This is a genomic window from Paenibacillus donghaensis, assembly GCF_002192415.1.
GTDB lineage: Bacteria > Bacillota > Bacilli > Paenibacillales > Paenibacillaceae > Paenibacillus_AQ > Paenibacillus_AQ donghaensis.
In genome coordinates, this window is sequence record NZ_CP021780.1 from 515,546 (window position 1) to 532,513 (window position 16,968).

General features: G+C 51.5%; 17 protein-coding genes and 2 pseudogenes. 9 read left to right on the forward strand and 10 right to left on the reverse strand.

Going from position 1 to position 16,968, the window contains the following annotated elements; all coding sequences use genetic code 11:
* The first annotated feature begins 19 nt into the window (after nucleotides 1-19).
* The 3 genes and pseudogenes from B9T62_RS02005 (at nucleotide 20) to B9T62_RS41420 (ending at nucleotide 3,854) form a co-directional block, all read left to right on the forward strand.
* A complete protein-coding gene (locus B9T62_RS02005; protein WP_087913736.1) occupies nucleotides 20-2,212 on the forward strand; it encodes an alpha-galactosidase in 2,193 nt (730 codons plus the stop codon).
* 340 nt (nucleotides 2,213-2,552) lie between these two features.
* Nucleotides 2,553-3,068 (forward strand): annotated as a pseudogene (locus B9T62_RS41415) (TerD family protein); the annotation flags it as partial.
* 114 nt (nucleotides 3,069-3,182) lie between these two features.
* A complete protein-coding gene (locus tag B9T62_RS41420; RefSeq protein WP_342746182.1) occupies nucleotides 3,183-3,854 on the forward strand; it encodes a vWA domain-containing protein in 672 nt (223 codons plus the stop codon).
* Between the two features lie 329 nt (nucleotides 3,855-4,183).
* Here the strand turns inward: B9T62_RS41420 and B9T62_RS02015 are convergent, their stop codons facing one another.
* Together B9T62_RS02015 and B9T62_RS02020 are read right to left on the reverse strand one after the other, a co-directional pair.
* Nucleotides 4,184-4,891: a PspA/IM30 family protein gene (locus B9T62_RS02015; RefSeq protein ID WP_087913738.1), complete on the reverse strand. Its 708-nt coding sequence runs from the start codon at nucleotides 4,889-4,891 to the stop codon at nucleotides 4,184-4,186.
* 38 nt (nucleotides 4,892-4,929) lie between these two features.
* On the reverse strand, nucleotides 4,930-5,148 hold the full coding sequence (locus tag B9T62_RS02020) for a PspC domain-containing protein (RefSeq protein ID WP_087913739.1): 219 nt from the start codon (nucleotides 5,146-5,148) through the stop codon (nucleotides 4,930-4,932).
* Between the two features lie 278 nt (nucleotides 5,149-5,426).
* On the opposite strand from B9T62_RS02020, the gene B9T62_RS40135 reads away from it, so the two are divergent.
* Nucleotides 5,427-5,801 (forward strand): hypothetical protein, encoded by a 375-nt coding sequence (locus B9T62_RS40135; RefSeq protein ID WP_087913740.1) that lies wholly within the window; start codon nucleotides 5,427-5,429, stop codon nucleotides 5,799-5,801.
* A gap of 386 nt (nucleotides 5,802-6,187) precedes the next feature.
* On the opposite strand, the gene B9T62_RS02030 is transcribed toward B9T62_RS40135, so the two are convergent.
* A complete protein-coding gene (locus tag B9T62_RS02030; RefSeq protein WP_087920093.1) occupies nucleotides 6,188-7,336 on the reverse strand; it encodes an MFS transporter in 1,149 nt (382 codons plus the stop codon).
* Between the two features lie 274 nt (nucleotides 7,337-7,610).
* On the opposite strand from B9T62_RS02030, the gene B9T62_RS02035 reads away from it, so the two are divergent.
* On the forward strand, nucleotides 7,611-8,192 hold the full coding sequence (locus tag B9T62_RS02035; protein ID WP_087913741.1) for a TetR/AcrR family transcriptional regulator: 582 nt from the start codon (nucleotides 7,611-7,613) through the stop codon (nucleotides 8,190-8,192).
* Between the two features lie 30 nt (nucleotides 8,193-8,222).
* On the opposite strand, the gene B9T62_RS02040 is transcribed toward B9T62_RS02035, so the two are convergent.
* A complete protein-coding gene (locus B9T62_RS02040) occupies nucleotides 8,223-8,846 on the reverse strand; it encodes a CPBP family intramembrane glutamic endopeptidase (RefSeq protein WP_087913742.1) in 624 nt (207 codons plus the stop codon).
* Between the two features lie 137 nt (nucleotides 8,847-8,983).
* Here B9T62_RS02040 and B9T62_RS02045 point away from each other — a divergent pair, with 137 nt between their 5' ends.
* Nucleotides 8,984-9,742 carry a methyltransferase domain-containing protein gene (locus B9T62_RS02045; protein ID WP_157685405.1) on the forward strand — a complete coding sequence of 253 codons (759 nt, stop codon included), beginning with the start codon at nucleotides 8,984-8,986 and terminating at the stop codon, nucleotides 9,740-9,742.
* A 75-nt stretch (nucleotides 9,743-9,817) separates the two neighbouring features.
* Complete coding sequence (locus B9T62_RS02050) at nucleotides 9,818-10,636, forward strand: sugar phosphate isomerase/epimerase family protein (RefSeq protein ID WP_087913744.1); 819 nt, start codon at nucleotides 9,818-9,820, stop codon at nucleotides 10,634-10,636.
* 116 nt (nucleotides 10,637-10,752) lie between these two features.
* Here B9T62_RS02050 and B9T62_RS02055 read toward each other — a convergent pair whose 3' ends face one another.
* On the reverse strand, nucleotides 10,753-11,859 hold the full coding sequence (locus tag B9T62_RS02055) for a GIY-YIG nuclease family protein (protein WP_087913745.1): 1,107 nt from the start codon (nucleotides 11,857-11,859) through the stop codon (nucleotides 10,753-10,755).
* Nucleotides 11,860-12,112: 253 nt separating this feature from the next.
* Between B9T62_RS02055 and B9T62_RS02060 the strand changes: the two genes are divergently transcribed.
* Nucleotides 12,113-12,868, forward strand: coding sequence for a class I SAM-dependent methyltransferase (locus tag B9T62_RS02060; RefSeq protein ID WP_087913746.1), 756 nt, complete (start codon nucleotides 12,113-12,115; stop codon nucleotides 12,866-12,868).
* A 53-nt stretch (nucleotides 12,869-12,921) separates the two neighbouring features.
* Here B9T62_RS02060 and B9T62_RS02065 read toward each other — a convergent pair whose 3' ends face one another.
* Both B9T62_RS02065 and B9T62_RS02070 read right to left on the reverse strand, forming a co-directional pair.
* Nucleotides 12,922-13,140, reverse strand: a complete 219-nt coding sequence (locus tag B9T62_RS02065; protein WP_087913747.1) for a hypothetical protein — start codon at nucleotides 13,138-13,140, stop codon at nucleotides 12,922-12,924.
* An 88-nt stretch (nucleotides 13,141-13,228) separates the two neighbouring features.
* Complete coding sequence (locus B9T62_RS02070) at nucleotides 13,229-14,068, reverse strand: YitT family protein (RefSeq protein WP_087913748.1); 840 nt, start codon at nucleotides 14,066-14,068, stop codon at nucleotides 13,229-13,231.
* A 253-nt stretch (nucleotides 14,069-14,321) separates the two neighbouring features.
* On the opposite strand from B9T62_RS02070, the pseudogene B9T62_RS02075 reads away from it, so the two are divergent.
* Nucleotides 14,322-14,728: pseudogene (locus B9T62_RS02075) on the forward strand (RidA family protein).
* A 356-nt stretch (nucleotides 14,729-15,084) separates the two neighbouring features.
* Here the strand turns inward: B9T62_RS02075 and B9T62_RS41150 are convergent.
* Genes B9T62_RS41150 through B9T62_RS02090 form a run of 3 tightly spaced genes read right to left on the reverse strand, consistent with a single transcriptional unit; the run spans nucleotide 15,085 to nucleotide 16,959 of the window.
* The gene (locus B9T62_RS41150) at nucleotides 15,085-15,270 is read right to left on the reverse strand and encodes an S-layer homology domain-containing protein (RefSeq protein ID WP_087913749.1); all 186 of its coding nucleotides are present in this window, start codon (nucleotides 15,268-15,270) and stop codon (nucleotides 15,085-15,087) included.
* Entirely contained in the window at nucleotides 15,248-16,288 is a 1,041-nt protein-coding gene (locus B9T62_RS02085; RefSeq protein ID WP_087913750.1) for a HAMP domain-containing sensor histidine kinase, read from the reverse strand. Before B9T62_RS02085 ends, B9T62_RS41150 begins: the two co-directional genes overlap by 23 nt.
* Nucleotides 16,285-16,959, reverse strand: a complete 675-nt coding sequence (locus tag B9T62_RS02090; protein ID WP_087913751.1) for a response regulator transcription factor — start codon at nucleotides 16,957-16,959, stop codon at nucleotides 16,285-16,287. Before B9T62_RS02090 ends, B9T62_RS02085 begins: the two co-directional genes overlap by 4 nt.
* Between the last annotated feature and the right edge of the window lie 9 nt (nucleotides 16,960-16,968).

Here is a 16,968-nt window from a genome sequence, read left to right on the forward strand (position 1 = left end):
GTATGAGGAGGAATAAGCTTTGCCTATCCATTATGACCGGGAACGCGGAATCTTTCATCTGCAATCCCTGAATAGCAGCTATATTATCCAGTTGGTGAAGTCGGCGCATCCCGCACATCTATACTGGGGACCACGGCTTGCGAATGACAGCTTCGCTGGCAGTTTGCATCTGACGGAGCGTTCCTCTTTCAGCCCGAATTATCATCCGGAGGACCGCAGCTTCTCCTTCGATACCTTGCCCCGGGAATATCCGGGTTACGGGCGGGGCGACTTCCGTGAACCGGCCTACGAGGTGCGGTTGCCGAACGGAACCAGTGTTACGGATCTGGAGTACAGCGGCCATGAGATTGTGGCGGGCAAGCCGCAACTTCCCGGATTGCCCGCCACCTATGCCGAGAGTGATGAAGAAGCACAGACGCTCAGAATTATTCTGCTGGACAAGCTGACTGGGCTGAGTGCCACGCTGCAATATACCGTATTTCATGCTGTGGATGCCATTACCCGCTCTGTATTCTTCGAGAACGGCGGACGGAGCGCTATCCAGCTGGAGCGGGCATTCAGCGCCAGTGTGGATTTCAACCATAGTGATTTCGATATGCTGCAGTTGTCGGGAGCCTGGGTACGGGAACGCCATATCCACAAGCGCACGCTTGTTCCCGGTATTCACCGGATTGACAGCAAGCGCGGCTCGAGCAGCCATCAGCAGAACCCGTTCCTGGCGCTGCTCTCCAAAGATGCCACTGAGGAGTCCGGTGAAGTGTACGGCTTCAGCCTAGTCTACAGCGGCAGCTTCGCGGCTCAAGCCGAAGTGGACCAGTTCTCGAACACGCGGGTAACCATCGGCCTGCATGATTTTGATTTCAGCTGGCTGCTGGAGCCCGGTGAGACGTTCCAGACCCCGGAGGCCGTATTGGTCCGTTCTTCCGGGGGCATCGGCGGGATGTCCCGGATCTTGCATCGGCTCTACCGCACCCGCTTATGTCGGGGAACGTTCCGGGACAAGGTTCGGCCTGTACTCGTCAACAACTGGGAGGCGACTTACTTCGATTTCAATGCGGAGAAGATCAAAGAGATCGCCCGCTCCGGCAAAGAGCTGGGCATCGAGCTGTTCGTACTTGATGACGGCTGGTTCGGCCACAGGGACAGCGATAACAGCTCACTCGGCGATTGGGTCGAGGACAAGAACAAGCTGCCGGAAGGTCTGGGATGTCTGGGGACGGAGATTGTGGAGCTGGGCATGGAGTTCGGATTATGGTTCGAGCCGGAAATGGTGTCACCGGACAGTGACCTGTACCGGGCCCATCCGGATTGGTGTCTGCATGTGGAAGGGCGCAGCCGGACGATGGGCCGGGAGCAACTGGTGCTTGACCTATCCCGGGCGGATGTATGCGATTATCTTGTCACTGCGGTCAGCAAGATTCTGTCCTCTGCACCGATTACCTATGTGAAATGGGATATGAACCGCAACATGACCGAGATCGGATCGTCCCTGCTGCCTCACCAGCGCCAACGTGAAACGGCGCACCGCTACATTCTCGGCCTGTACGATGTCATGGAGCGGATTACTTCCAGTTTCCCGCATATTCTGTTCGAGAGCTGCTCGGGTGGAGGCGGACGTTTCGATCCGGGCATGCTCTATTACATGCCGCAGACCTGGACCAGTGATGATACCGATGCGGTGGAGAGATTGAAGATTCAGTATGGCACCAGCATCGTCTATCCGGCGAGCGCAATGGGGGCGCATGTATCCGATGTCCCGAACCACCAGGTACACCGGGAGACGCCCTTTAAGACACGCGGTCATGTTGCCATGTCCGGCAACTTCGGTTATGAGCTGGACCTCACCAAGCTGACCTTGAGCGAGAAAGAGGAAGTCAAGGCGCAGGTGAGTACCTACAAAGCACTGCGGGAATTGATCCAGTTCGGGGAAATGTATAGGCTGTCCAGCCCATTTGAAGGTAACCGGGCAAGCTGGATGTTTGTCTCGGAAGACCGTTCGGAGGCGTTCGCGGCGTATTTCCGCGTGCTCGCTGAGCCCAATGCCCCGCTGCGGCGAATGAAGTTCCAGGGCTTGGACCCGCAGAAGCGGTATCGCCTGCTTCCTGGTGAAAGCGTACATGGGGGCGATGAGTTGATGTATTTCGGCGTTCCTATACTTCTGCCGGAGGGTGACTTCCAGAGCGTGCTATATCAGCTGCAGGAAGTGGAGTAACGTTTCTGTACCAACAGGCTGGCACAAGTAGAAACGGCTTTGCCGTCCTCTGAAAAGCGTATGCTTCCGAAGCAGCGATACTACGTATCGCTTTCAGGCGTCCGTTTCTGCGAGAAATATAAGGCTAATTTATAGTGTCCACCATATAAATTCTGGCGTATTTTAAAAAAGGGCTTCTGCGTAGAGCGCAGAAGCCCTTTTGGGTCGTTCATCCAGATGCTAAAGTGGAATCTATGCAGATTCGCGGCTTGGTGCGAATTTACAAATAGAAGCAACTGTGATATTCCTTATCTAGGAAGGGTTGGAATCTATCCATTGAATGATTGAAGGAGATGAGGGCATGCAGCTTTTGAAAGGGCAAAAGGTGGATCTTACCAAAGGGCGGAATACCACGAATCTTTCTTTACAGTTCGGCTGGACGGCTGAGGACAAGTCTATCGGTATAGATGTTGCTGCCTTTTTGCTGTCAGAACAGAATCGTTGCGAGCGGGATGAGAACTTTATATTCTATGGAAATCCGGCCTCCTCAAATGGGTCTGTCTCACACTCCGCCTTAACTCAGGGTGGCAATGAGGCTGTTTCTGTAACCCTTGCAGCTGTACCGGCTGAGATTGCCAGAATAGCGCTGACGTTAACGATTTATGAGGGAGAAGTGCTTGGGCATTCGTTTCATGCTGTGAGCCATGCCTATCTCAGACTGTTGGATCGTGATACTGGGACAGAATTATTCCGTTTTGACTATGGTTCGGATCTTGGACAGGAGACTGCTGTAGTGGTGGGTGAATTGTATCGCTACGGCAGTGAATGGAAGTTTCATGCGATCGGGAGCGGATTTAATGGGGGATTAGCTGCGTTATGCACAAATTACGGCTTGGAAGTCGAGAAATCGGGTACTGCTGAAGTTGCTGCAACTGTAGAAGCGCCGGAGAGAAGCACGGAGGCTCTGCAAGAGCAACCAACCGGGAATATTCTGTCGTCCATTGACTTGCGCAAAAAGCTCGTCGGATTCACGCTCGAAAAGAAGCAATTGATCGGGGTCACAGCGAGAGTTGGCATCGTGCTCGATATTACCGGCTCCATGAGAAACTTATATAATAATGGCACTGTACAGGAAATAGTGGAACGTATTCTGGCGGTCGCCTGCGAATTTGATGATAACGGCTCACTCGATGTTTGGGTGTATGATACAGAGTTCAGCCGTCTGCCGCCTGTCACTGAACGGGAACTTGGACGGTATGTCTTCACTCACATTATAAATAATAAGCATATTCACAAGTTTGGCCGCAATAATGAACCGCCGGTTATGGAGGATATCATTAAAAAGTATACGGAGGAGGAAGACGATACTACGCCTGTTTTGATCATTTTTATCAATGACGGTGGTGTGGTCAAGCCCACCCAAAAGGTAATTAGGGCGGCTTCCGTCCTGCCGATCTTCTGGCAGTTTGTTGGCATCGGCGATTCAGATTTCGAGGTGCTGAAGGGGCTGGATACGATGCAAGGAAGGCTGGTGGACAATGCCAGCTTTATTCATCTGGACCGGATAGATACCGTAAGTGATGAAGAGCTGTATGACCAACTGCTTAATGAGTTTCCGCTGTGGCTTAAAGCGGCGAAGGCCAAACGGATTCTTCGGGATTGAGGGAAGAGGCCGAGCCGAGGTGGCAAGCTGTAAGAAGAGTATATAGGGAATTTCGACCACTATTTAGCCGTAAACAAGCTGTTTCTGTATAGTATGGGGAAAGTTGACCACTAATTGTGGGTAAGATGCTTCCTTCAGCGGCAAAAGGACAGACTTAACGGGAGAAATTCCCTATAAGCTGTCCTTTTTGTTGTTATGGCTGTATTTAGTGGTAAAAAATCCCTGTAATAGCCCGCATGGCCCCACCGGGGGAGCCATGCAGGGTAGGGCGGGGGAACGCCGAGATGATTGCTGGCTGTTTGTCCAGCGGGCATATGCCAGCAGCTGCTTTACTTACCGCTGCCTTGCTGTCCGCGCAGACGTTCCAGTTCAGCGTCAACAGCGCTGCTTATCTCCGGGTTAACCGCAGGGGCACCCGGGCGGGAGGCGGAGAATGCTGAAGCGGAGCTGTCCGCAAGCACTTCCCACTCGTTGATCTTGTCTTCCATCCGCTCGAAGCCGCGCGAGGCGTTGCCCGCGTTCAGGTTCAGCGGGCTGTGGCTGCGGCCGAAGCCTGGTGCCGAGCCGGCAGCGGCACGGTTCGCTTGCTCCTTCTCTGCGGCTTTGCGGGCACGGGCGGCAAGCTCAGTCCGTTTCGCCTTCAACCGGACGAATTCTTCCTTGGCACCGGCCAGGCTGGCTTCCAGTCCGATCAGCATCTGCCGGGTTTCTTCCAGGCCGGTGGTGCATTCGTCCGCACTCTCCAGGTAACGCAGCTTGGCCGAAACGGCGACCCGTGCAGCGGCTTCATTCCCCTGCTGCATGGCCTGAAGCGCTTCGCTTTCGCTGCGGTCTGCCTGCAGGCGATATTCACTCAGGCGGCGTTCGAGAACCGTTGCCGCTACTTTCAGCTCACGGTGTTTTTTCTCGGCAGAATCAATTTCCTGTTCCAGATCGCGTAAGTATTGTCCGGTCAACAGCACCGGGTTCTCCAGCTTGTTCAATCCTTCATGCAATGCGGCTTTGGTTAGGGTTGCAATTCTTGTCATAATACTCATTAGTATCTCTCCTCTTAGTAGAATTCGTTAGTATCGGTTTAGTAGAACTCGTTAGGATCTGTGAAGCTGCCGAAGGTTTCCTTAGGGATAAAGATACTTGCGACAATGTAAATGAAGAGCACGGTACCGAAGCTGAAGAAGGCGGCAATGACAGTTAGCAGTCGCAGCATGCTGGCGTCGATTCCGAAATACTGGGCTAATCCTCCGCATAATCCGCTAATCCTCTTGTTGCTCTCCGAACGAAATAATTTTCTCATTATTATCTTCCTCTCAGGGTTGTAGTTGTTATAGAACGTGAACTTAAGAATGTTACATACGGAGTTGCCAGGGAAGCCCTATGCATCAGGCTTTCTGACAACTCTACTACTCCATTCTTAAGTTCATCTTATATAACCGGATAATTTCTTGCAGGTCCGCTTGGTTATGTACTCATTGTAAGGCTTTATCCGGCATTGCAAAACGGACTGCAGGCTGTTTTTGAGACTCGACCTGAGGCGGGGATAAGGACCGCAGTTAGGCGGGGGGAACAACGGGGATGTGCTGTGCTGGCTGCCCGGATTCCAAAAAGCTGCAAGCGGCGGTGGCTGCTGCCGAAGCCGTATTAAGCAGCAGTGAAGCTGTGCAGGATCAGGCTGCGGCAGCACTGATGGAGACATTGCTCGGCGCCGTTAATACCAATGCCGCAATCAGCGACCTGTACATCATCGCCGAGAACTGCAGACTGAGTACGCCAAACACGGAACACGGAACACCAAACGCCAAACACCAAAGACCAAAGACCAAAGACCAAAGACCAAACGCCATACATGGAACACCAAACACGGAACACCAAACACGAAATACCAAACACCATACGCCAAACACGAAATACCAAACGCCAAGCTACTACTTAGGTTCCAGCGGGCTTTAGAATGTTGCAAAGGAACCGTCGGAGTAAATAGATGCGAAAGTGGTTACTGCAATCACGAAATTAGTTGCAAATCTGCATCTAATTCACGGATTTTTCCCGTTTTGAAGCAAATAAGTGCCATAATGCACTTAATTTCCGATTCTGAGCGCTGAACAACCGATTTACTCGTAATTAGTTGCATATTCGCACTTATTTATCTTCTAACAGCCGTTTTCGTTGAAATTAAGTGCGTTTTCGCATCTAATTTTTTTGAAAGGATCTGTGTAGCAGCATTCACATCCTCAGTGGTCCTAAGTAGTAACCAGCTTCGCAACTAAATAGATGGATTGGGTTTATGAAAACTAAACGCTAAAAACTAAACGCCAAGAGCCAAATACTAAGCATCCCTATGATTGCGAAGGCTTCAGCGTCAACCGCCAGAACAGCAGCGCTGCTGCGCTGACGGCGGCTCCCAGCAGGCATACCCCGCTCCAGCCGGCGTAGCCGTAAATGGTAGTCGATGCGATGGAGCCAGCCGCGCTGCCGATGGAATAGAATACCATATAAGCGGCAGTAAGCCGGCTGCGGGCTTCCGGCCGTACACGCAGAATCAGACTCTGATTCGTAACATGGACGGCCTGAACTGCCAGATCGAGCAAGATAATGCCGATCACAACCGCGGTCAGCGAGCGGTCCAGCCAGGAGAGCGGCAGCCAGGAGAGCAGCAGCAGGAGCAGCGCGATCCCGGTGGTCCGCTCTCCGAAGCCGCGGTCTGCCAGTCCGCCTGCCTGCACGGCCCCCAAAGCTCCCGCAACCCCGGCCAAACCAAAGGCGCCGATGGCCGTATGGGACAGCTCATAAGGCGGTGCGCTGAGCGGCAGCACCAGCGAGGTCCACAAGATACTGAAGGCGCTGAAGATCAGCAGCGCCAGCACGGCCCGCACACGCAGAATCCGCTCCTGTTTATACAGGGCGAGTACAGAACGAAGCAGCTGGAGATAGGACAAAGTGGCTTTGTCCACGTCCTGGCGGGGAAGTGCGCGGAACATAACGCCTGCCAGTATAAGCATCAGCACCGCAGAGAACTGATAGACTGAGCGCCAGCCGGCCCAATCGGTCAACAGACCGGCAACTGTTCTTGCCAGCAGGATGCCGATGACAATACCGCTGGTGACCAGCCCAACCGTGCGCCCCCGTTCCGCCGGCGAAGCCAGACTGGCTGCGTAGGCGACAAGCACCTGCGTTACCACGGCCATCAGTCCGGCCCCGGCGAGGCCAGCCAGCAGCACCGTGAATGTGGGTGCGAAGCTGACGGCTGCCAGAGCGGCTGTGGACAGCAGCATCTGGGTGACGATCAGCCTGCGCCGGTTGAGCAGGTCGCCGAGCGGTACCAGGAGCAGCAGCCCAAGCGCGTAACACAGTTGGGTAACTGTGATGACGACGCCAATAGAGGAGGGGGCAACCTGCAGATCCTCTGCCAGCGTGTCCAGCAGAGGCTGGGCGTAATAAATGTTGGCGACTGAAAGCCCGCAGGCAATGGCAAATAATAGCGCCATAGAGCGGGACAACGAGGAGGCGGGGGGAACTTGATCAGTGTTTTGATCCGTACTTTTATGGAACGTAGTATCCAATTCTGTAGATCATCCTCTCAGGAGTTCCATACCGAACATCATAACGTACTAATCGGTATGAAAAGAATAGAGAAAATATACCCTGCTAAATCATTGATGTCAATAGTATGTTGAAAAATTGCTGTGGATTTTTGACATATGCTGCTGAAAGGTATACGATCATTTTATACTGATTGATATGAAATGGAGCGGTGAATATATGGTCAGACAAAGAGAATTTAACGAGGATGAGGTGCTTGAGGCGGCGATGCTGACGTTCTGGGAGAAAGGCTTTGAAGCAACCTCTCTGAGCGATCTGACTGCGCGGATGGGCATCCAGCGCCCCAGCATCTATTCAGCTTTTGGGGACAAACAGCAGTTATTCGAAGCCGCGCTGCGTAAATACGCCAGCAAGCATGCGGCAGAGGTGCGGAGCAAGCTGCAGAGCCAGTCTTCAGCGAAAGCAGCACTGCGGGAGTATTTCCGAGGACTGGTGGCGGAGGAATATGAAGGTGGGGATGGCAGAGGCTGCTTTTGTATCAATACAATGGTGGAGCTTGCGCCTCATGATGAGAGATTTGAGATTTTGACCCGGGAGCACCAGATGTATCTGGCGACGATTTTTCAGGAAACGCTGGAGCGAGGTGTGCAGTCGGGTGAATTGGGGGCGCAGATCCAGCCAAGAGTGCTGGCTCAGACCTTTGTGATCTTTCTGATCGGCCTTACGGTGATGATGAAGTCGCGCCCGGAGCGGATTTTTCTGGATAATGCTGTTGCCACACTGCTTACTCTGCTCGACTAGCATCTTAGTGTAATAGGGAATGGTGAGTCGTTAAGCCCCGGCCGAAACGGTCCGTGAAGCATAATAGACTGCCGTGGCATTAAAGGTGATATGTAAGGGGAGCGTCAACAGAATGGATTCGGTGAACTGGGCAATGATTCCTAAGAATAAGCCGCCGGAGAAGGCATAGGCCATGAAGATCATGCTCTGTCTGTTCAGCCTGTAATATTGCAGATGAGAGACGGCAAACAGAAAGGCTGTAAGCAGAACGGCCAAGCTGATCTCCGTGACGTACAGAAACTGATAACTCTCGCCCAGCAGTGGAACCTGCACCAGCAGAGGCAGCACTAACCCTCTGAAAGCGATCTCCTCGAGAACCGGATAGGTAATCATGAAGTTCAGCCGATGGAAGGTTCCTTCCGGACGGTAACCGGAATTTCGCGAGATCACCACATTCACGGCCAGCACCACAAGGAATACGGGTAGCGCCTTGATGATATGGTGTGGGGTGTGGAATATGTAATTGTTTTGAAAGAAGAAGCTTGCCGCCATGAGCAGAATGCCCCAGTAATAAACCGTATACCGGGTCTGCTTCGGACTCCATAAGCCAATTAGACGTTCGAGTATTCTGTAGGAGAAGGATAGTAGTACAGCAACCATTAAGGATATCAACATGGGGGCTCCAACCTCACTGATTCATAGGATTAATTCCAGCATCTGGAATGTGACATACCTTGTTGATTATAGAGTGGGTTAAAGTTTATAGTCAATAATAAAAATCAATGATTCCACTTGGAAGGCAGTTGATCACATTGAGTACAGTAAACGCTTTCTCGGCGTCTTGGGAGCAGTATTTGCATTATACGACTATGCCTTGGGGCCGGTTGTTCTATCAGACAGCCTGGAGACAAATCGACGACTTTCTGACTTTGACGGGGCAATCGTTATTGGATATTGGCTGCGGGTTCGGGATATCCAGCAATGAATATAGCCGCAGAGGGAACCGGGTAACCGGAATTGAGCCTACACCGGAGATGCTTGCCATTGCGGAAGCGGGTGGGGAAAAGGTGAGTTATATCAAGGATTCCTTCGAACAGACGGCTCATTTGCTTGGACTTTATGATTGGATTCTATGCCATAATGTGCTGGAGTACAGCGCTGATCCACAGTTGGTCATCTCCTATATCCGAGAGTGCCAGCAGCCGGGAGGCTACTTGTCGCTGATTGCCCATAATCCGGTTGCCAAGGTCATGAAACAAGCCATTATTCTAAAAGATCCTGAACGTGCACTGGCGAATATGGGCAGCAGTCAGGAATATAGCGGTATTATTCAGACGGACATTACGGTGTATTCCTATGAGCAGTTGACAGAATGGCTGCATGAAGCAGGATATGAGATTGCAGAGCATTATGGAATACATAATCTATACGGGTACATAGCAGACAATGAGCTTAAACAGGATGAAGAGTGGCATAAACAAGTCACAGAGCTGGAAATGGAGGCGGGCAAGCAGAGCCCCTATCGAGATATAGCTGTCTTCACGCATATTATTGCCCGGAAGCGGAGTTAATGCCAATATTCTGGTGAACCGGGATTCCTGCTGTTATAGTGAAAATACAACGATACACATAGGGAGGAACAGCAGATGCAAATCTCTGTATTTTATAATCATATTGTGGAGGCAGCTAAGCAGACAGGCCTCAGCGTGGATGAGGTGCTGGTGCAGGTTCGCGGCTTCGGCATCGAGGCAGTAGAGCTGGATTTGGACGAGGCGCGGCCAGACCCGGAGGTGCTTATGCAGTCACTGGAGGCGGCGGACATGGGGGTGGCTTCGATGTATGCTTTCTTTGATTTTGGAAACGATCCCAGTGTGGAGCCGGGGCTGGAATTCATAGATTTGGCAGCCTATCTGGAGGCGGACAAGGTGCTGGTGATCCCAGGCTTCATTGAAAAGAGTGCCAGTGCAGGAGAACGGAACGATGCTCTGTATCGTATGGCTGCTGCCCTGCAAGAGATGTGTGACTATGCGGCAGAGCATGAGATAACTGTCACCCTGGAGGATTTCGATGATGCCCGTGCGCCATTCTCCGGCTCGGAGGAGCTGCTGTGGTTTCTGGAGCAGGTACCTGCCCTTGGCTGCACGTTCGATACAGGCAACTTCATCTACCGGGGAGAAGACGAGCTGGAGGCCTACTCGAAGCTTGCGCCAACTATTGTGCATGTTCACTGCAAAGACCGTTCGCTGGATGAAGGCAACGGCGGGACGCCCAAAATCACAATCGATGGCAAAGCGCTGTTTCCTTCTAGTGTGGGCGCAGGGATCATCCGCTTGGAGGAGCTGATCAGCCGGCTGAAGGCAGACGGGTATGAGGATACGTTCGCGATTGAGCATTTTGATGCTGTAGATCAGCTGTCCTATATGAAGCAGTCGGCGCAGTGGCTGCGTTCCCGGCTTGCTATTTAGAAGGTGGGACTGGGTTTTGCCGCTTGGAGGACCGGAATACCGGAACCTAAGCGAAGAGTGCAGGTTGCCAAGAACGACGGGTCGGATATCGGGATTAACGATGGACGCAGCGCAAGTTAGTCGACAGGGCTGCTGAGCTCCGCGTGTTCTGCAAGCAGTGTGCCGACTGCATCAGCGAGCCTGCGGTCTGCGGGGGAGACCAGCCACTCGTCCGGGATTACAAGATGGCTTACGCTGGTGCTTGTGAGATAGCTGTAAATAATCTGCGCTTCGTCAATCTCATTGCGGCCAATCTCAGTCATTTCAATGAGTGATGGCGAGCCGAAGGTTTCGGTGATAGCTGTACAAATCGTGTCACGCAGCTTGGTGTTGCTCTGAGGATGGCTGCTCTCCAGCCTGAGCTGTCCCAGCAGGCGGCTACCTTTGACCAGCAGCAGCTTCAGCGTATGCTCGTCCATAGTTTCAACAATGGCAATATTGCGGTTCTCTTCAGCAAAATGGATCACCTGTTTCTTCTGCACCAGAAAGCGGACCTGGCCTAGGGAATCGCGGAGGGCGGCGGCAGCTTCGAAATGGAACCGGTCCGCTTCCACATTCATCCGCTGCTCCATTTCTTCCATAATGCGCAGATCGGTTCCATCCAGCAGGGCAATTACTCTATCGATTATCTCTTCATAGAATCGCACGGCCTCACCACCTGCGCACACTCCCATACATAACCCGAGTGAATAGTTGAGGCAGTGAGCGCCTGGACGGCGGGAGCCGCTACAGAGAATGCACAGATGCTCCTTAAGGCCCTGAACGGCCCGCTCGACCGTGCTTCTGCTTGTATAGGGGCCAAAGAACAGGCCTTCTCCTCCAGAAGAGGGATCTCCGGTAACTCCAATCTGACGTCTGCCTCCTTGACTGCGGATGGAAATGTAGGTATAGGCAAGCGGGTTCTTCATCTTGCGGTTGTACATCGGCTTCAGTTCCTTAATAAGCCGGCATTCCAGCATAAAGGCTTCGAATTCGGTGTCTGTAAGCCGGTACTCCAGATCCCTGATATTGCTGACCAGCCGCTTCACCTTGGGGGAATGGCCTTTGTTGTTATAGAAATAGGATTGCACCCGTTTTTTCAGCGATTTGGCCTTCCCTACATAAATAATATGGCCCAGGCTGTCCTTCATCAGATAGACGCCGGGCTGCAAGGGCAGGCTCTGAACCTTCTCGGTTAAATTCATAGGGAATCCTCCGTTCTCTTGGGGATTCTTTCATTATGCCATAATAGCTGGTAAGCTAATAGTAATGATAGAGAACGGCGAACGAGAAGGAGGGACTTGGATATGGTGATTAAATTCGGTATCTGCCCGGTGCGGCCACAGCAAATCTGATAACAGATTGCACCGGGCTTAAGAGCAAGAACCTGTTATCAGTTGGCCGCACCTGCCTCATGTTGGATTGCACGCTTGGATACATGAGAGGAGCAAAAGGCTAATGAAAAGAAATGAGTTCATGAACATTTGGAAGTCCGAAGCAGAGAAGGCGTTTGTTGGATGGGATTTCTCTTATCTGGCGGGCAGGGTAATCAAGGACCCGCTGCCTTGGGATTATCAGGCGGTTGTGCTGGATTACATGAAGGAAGCTGAGCGGGTACTGGATATGGGAACAGGCGGTGGGGAATTTCTGTTGTCGCTGAATCCGCCGCGAGGCCGTACCTATGCCACCGAGGCGTATCCGCCTAACTATGAGCTGTGTGCCAACACGCTTCCTGCCCATGGTATAGATGTTCGGCAGGTGTTCAGCCAAGATCAGCTGCCGTTTGACAGCAGCTTCTTCGATCTGGTGATCAACCGCCAAGCAGCCTACTCGGCGAAGGAACTGTACAGAGTGCTGAAGCCGGGAGGAAGCTTCGTGACCCAGCAGGTGGGCGGAATGAACAACAGGGAGTTGGCCGGATTTCTGCTGGGCAGCAGCACGGCTGAGATTGCCCCTGACTTCAGTCTTGCCTGGAATGTGGAGGAACTGAAGCAGGCGGGGTTCACCATCAGTGTAAGCGAGGAGTGTTTGCCGCATGCACGGTTCCGGGACATCGGTGCATTGGTCTATTGGGCTTCCATCATCGAGTGGGAATTCCCCGGCTTCTCGGTGGATCGTTGTTACGAGCAGCTCTGCCTACTCCAGCAGGAGCTGGAAAGTAGAGGGTACGTGGAGAGCAGGGAGCACCGGTTGATGATTATTGCGAAGAAATAAAGTGGTTAATATAGGAAGAAACATCCCCCGTCCAGCAAGGACGGGGGATGTTTTTAGATCAAGTTATTGTAATCAGCATTATTTAGGTTGGACTCCTTGGAATATCCGTAATCCCGATCATCGCGCTTGACGGCGTCCAGATAAGCCGCAATCGCAAAGGAGCTGACAAGACCGGCTACGGCACCGATTATCAGCATATAGGCATCGAATCCAAAAATACTGCCAAAAGCAATAGCGGATAAAGGCGTAAGGATAAGAAATAACCACTTCATAACGGTTCTCTCCTTATATTTGTTTTCATTCATAGTAGTATTACTCTGGAGAAAGATCAAGCTTTCATCAAATAATACAAAGCAAGACTCAGGATTTAGCCATATCAATGAACCCTTCCCCGAACACATCGCGTACATCATGAATGGTGATAAAAGCGGAAGGGTCCTCCAATTGGACGATCTTTTTCAACTGGGAGACTTCCTGTTTACTGATCACGATGTACAGGATTTCCTTCGGGGCTTTGGTGAAATAACCATAACCCGTGAGCACGGTAACCCCTCTGTCCATGGCCGCATTCACTCTGGCTGCGATCTGATCGTGATTTGTGGAAATGATGGTGACCGCCTTCTTCGGATTCAAGCCTTCGATGATGAATTCCATCACTTTGGTTCCGATATAGAGCAGGATAATGGTGAACATCAGCTTTTCCACACCGATCACAAACACAGAACTGAACGCCACGATCAGATCAAAAAAGAGCAGCGCATAGCTGATATTCCAGTCCAGATACTTATTGGCAATCCGGGCCAGAATGACTGTGCCTGCGGTGGTTCCGCCTGCACGAATGATAATGCCTATGCCCACCCCTGCGAGGATACCACCGAATACTGCATTTACCGTCAGTTCATTCGAATGTATGGACCAGTCACGGGTCAGCTGCAGGAACAGTGAATGGGAGACCACAGCTATGATTGTGTATACGGTAGTGGTTTTATCCAGGAACTTATAGCCGATGATCAGCAGGATCGAATTCAGAATAATACTGACGAGGCCAGTGGACCAGCCGAATACATAGTAGAGGATGATCGTCACCCCGGTTACGCCGCCTTCTCCCAGATCGTTCGGAATGACGAACACATTAATGCCTACCGCAAAGATAAACGCCCCTAGAATAACCATTAGTACATCTGTAACTCTTTTTTTCATATCCGCACACCATCCTAAATTAAAATAAAAAAAGCGATCAAAGGGGGGTTCCCTTTAATCGCTTTATGCAAACTGCTGGATTGCAAAGCTCTTTTGAGTGGAAATGAACAATGTCATATCTCACCTTACTATAATAGGTGCGGGATGTTGGAGTTGTCAAGGGTGCTAATCTTAAGTTCATCATGTATAGTTAGTTACAAAGTATGAGCTTGTAATGGTAAAATATCCCATATTGTCAAAAGGAGAGTATCAGATGCAATCCAATGAACGGGTGAAATTCATCAATCCTGAAACGATGCCGGCAACCTTCGGTTATACCCATGTGGTGGAAGTGAGGAACTCGAGGACGATTTATATATCCGGGCAGGTGGCTTTTAATCCGCAGGGAGAGTTAGTGGGGCAGGGGATCTGGGTGCGCAGACCAAGCAGGTATTTCAGAATATCGAAGCTGCCTTGCAGGCTGTCGGACTTGAGTTTCATGATGTTGTGAAGCTGACCTTTTTTATGACCGATATTTCGCAGATGCAGGTGGTCCGGGAGATCCGGGATCAATATGTCAATCTGGAGCATCCCCCAGCCAGCTCTGCCGTCGAGGTCCGCAAGCTGATCCACGAGGAGCTGCTGATTGAGATTGAAGCTACAGCGGCGGGAAGCTTGTAGCTGAGCGGAGATTAGCTGCAATTAAGGTTACTGCTTAGATCGCAGCGAGGATATAGGAGGTTGTGCGGAGCGTTTCAGAGAAAATAGCTGCAAAAAGGTTACTACTTACGTTCCAGCCAGGATTTAGAGTGTTGCCCTGGAACCTTCGGAGCAAATAGATGCGTTTTCGCAACTAATTATTCGCCTCCCTAATTATGGAGCTGAGTCTCTGTTGTTCTTACCATACGGAGTCCTAAGCAGTAACAAGAAAACAAGGTGACTCTTCAACCGTAAATCTGACGGCTGAGAATCACCTTGTTTATGCTTTCTGAGCTGTTTTTGCTGTTAGTGTTGCCTGAAAGTCGTGCGGTTCCTGATTAGAACAGGTCGGCATTCTGCAGGAAACGGTGTATCATAGCGGCCACTTCAGCGCGGGTTACGTTGGCTTTAGGAGCCAGCATGTTGTTGCCTCTGCCAGACACAATCCCTGCCTGCAGGGAAGCGCTGATGCCAGGGAGCTGTCCAAGGCGATACCTTGAATCAGGTTGCAACTGGCAGCACAATGGTAAAGGTAGATCCTAGCCCCGGCTCGCTGCTCACCTCGATCGTTCCCCCGCTCAGGCTGACAATCCGGCTGACCAGCGGCAGCCCCAGACCGTTGCCTTCGGCGGACCTGGCAGGGTCGCCCTGATAGAATTTCTCGAAAATATGCTTCCGTACGTTTTTGGTCATGCCTATGCCTGTGTCAGTGATACTGGCCGAGATTCCGCTGTCGGTAAGCTGCAGAGTGACTGAAATTTCTCCGCCTTCCGGGGTGAATTTGATCGCATTGCCAAGGAGATTCAGCCACACCTGCAGCATCAGCTCTTCATTTCCGTAATAGAGCAGCTCCGTTAGTTCAAGATTCAGCAGCAGCTGCTTGGGAGCCCATAACGATTCCAGCAACAACAAGGCTTGGCGGATCTGCTCATCCAGCCGGTAATTGATCAGCTCGGTGAGCATTTCCTGGTTCTCCAGCTTCGAGATTTTGAGAATATTTCCGGACAAGCTGGAGAGCTGCCGGGCGCTGTCTATAATCATGCCTGTATATTCATCATGCTCTGCTCTGGTGAGATTCGGCTCCTGCAGAAGTGTAGCGTATCCTTCGATAGCTGCAAGGGGCGTCTTGAATTCGTGGGACACATTGACCACGAAATCATTCCGCAGCGTTTCGATGCTGCGCAGCTCCTGAACCATGATATTGAAGTGATGGGCCACTTCACGGATCTCGCGGACCCGGTGGGATTCATCCAGATGAATATGGAAGTTCCCGCTCGCGATTTCCTTGGCCGCATTGCTGAAGCCGGTAATGGGGGACAATATTTTGCGGCCCACCATAATCGTGATGGTTGTACCAATCACCAGACTGAACAGGATAATCGTCATCACGGGAGGGAAGGGATTCCTGCCATGTGCATCTAAATTGCCGAAATGAATATAGAGAAAAACTAAGGGAGAAGAGATCAGGATGAAGACAAGGATAATAATGAAGACTAAGGATACGAAATACCACCACAAGCCTTTATTCTTCTGATGTCTCATCCCAGCCGCACCGCCTTATAGCCAAGTCCACGAACTGTGACGATTTCAAAATCCTGGCTTGCCTTAAACCGCTCCCGCAAGCGGTTGATATGGACAACCACCGTATGCTCGTCAGACTCCGAATCCATCCCCCAGATCTCATCCATCAGCTGCTGTTTGGTGAAGATTTTATTCGGATAGGAGATCAGCTTATATAGCAAATAGAATTCCTTCTGTGGGAGCAGAAGGCTGCCCTCCGGGTAGAAGACGGTTAACGAATCATAATCCAGCAGCGTGCCGCCACATTCGATCCGTCGCTCACTGATAATCCGTGCACGGCGCAGCAGCGCCCCGACCCGCAGAATCATTTCATTGACATTAATTGGCTTAACCATATAATCGTCTATTCCCACCAGGAACCCCTGCTGCTTGTCGGCAAAGTTCTCGCGCGCCGTCACCATGAGAATTGGAAGAGTATTGTTGTTGTCACGGAGCGTCCGGGTCAGCTCGAAGCCATCCATTTGAGGCATCATAATATCGCAGATGATCAAATCGACATATTCCTTGTCCAGAACGGATAGAGCCTCTTCTCCTTCTGCGGCCGGCAGCGCACGGTAGCCATTGCGGGATAGGACGGTACAGAAGAGCTGACGTAACTTGCTGTCATCCTCAACGACAAGGACATTAAACATAGTAATCCC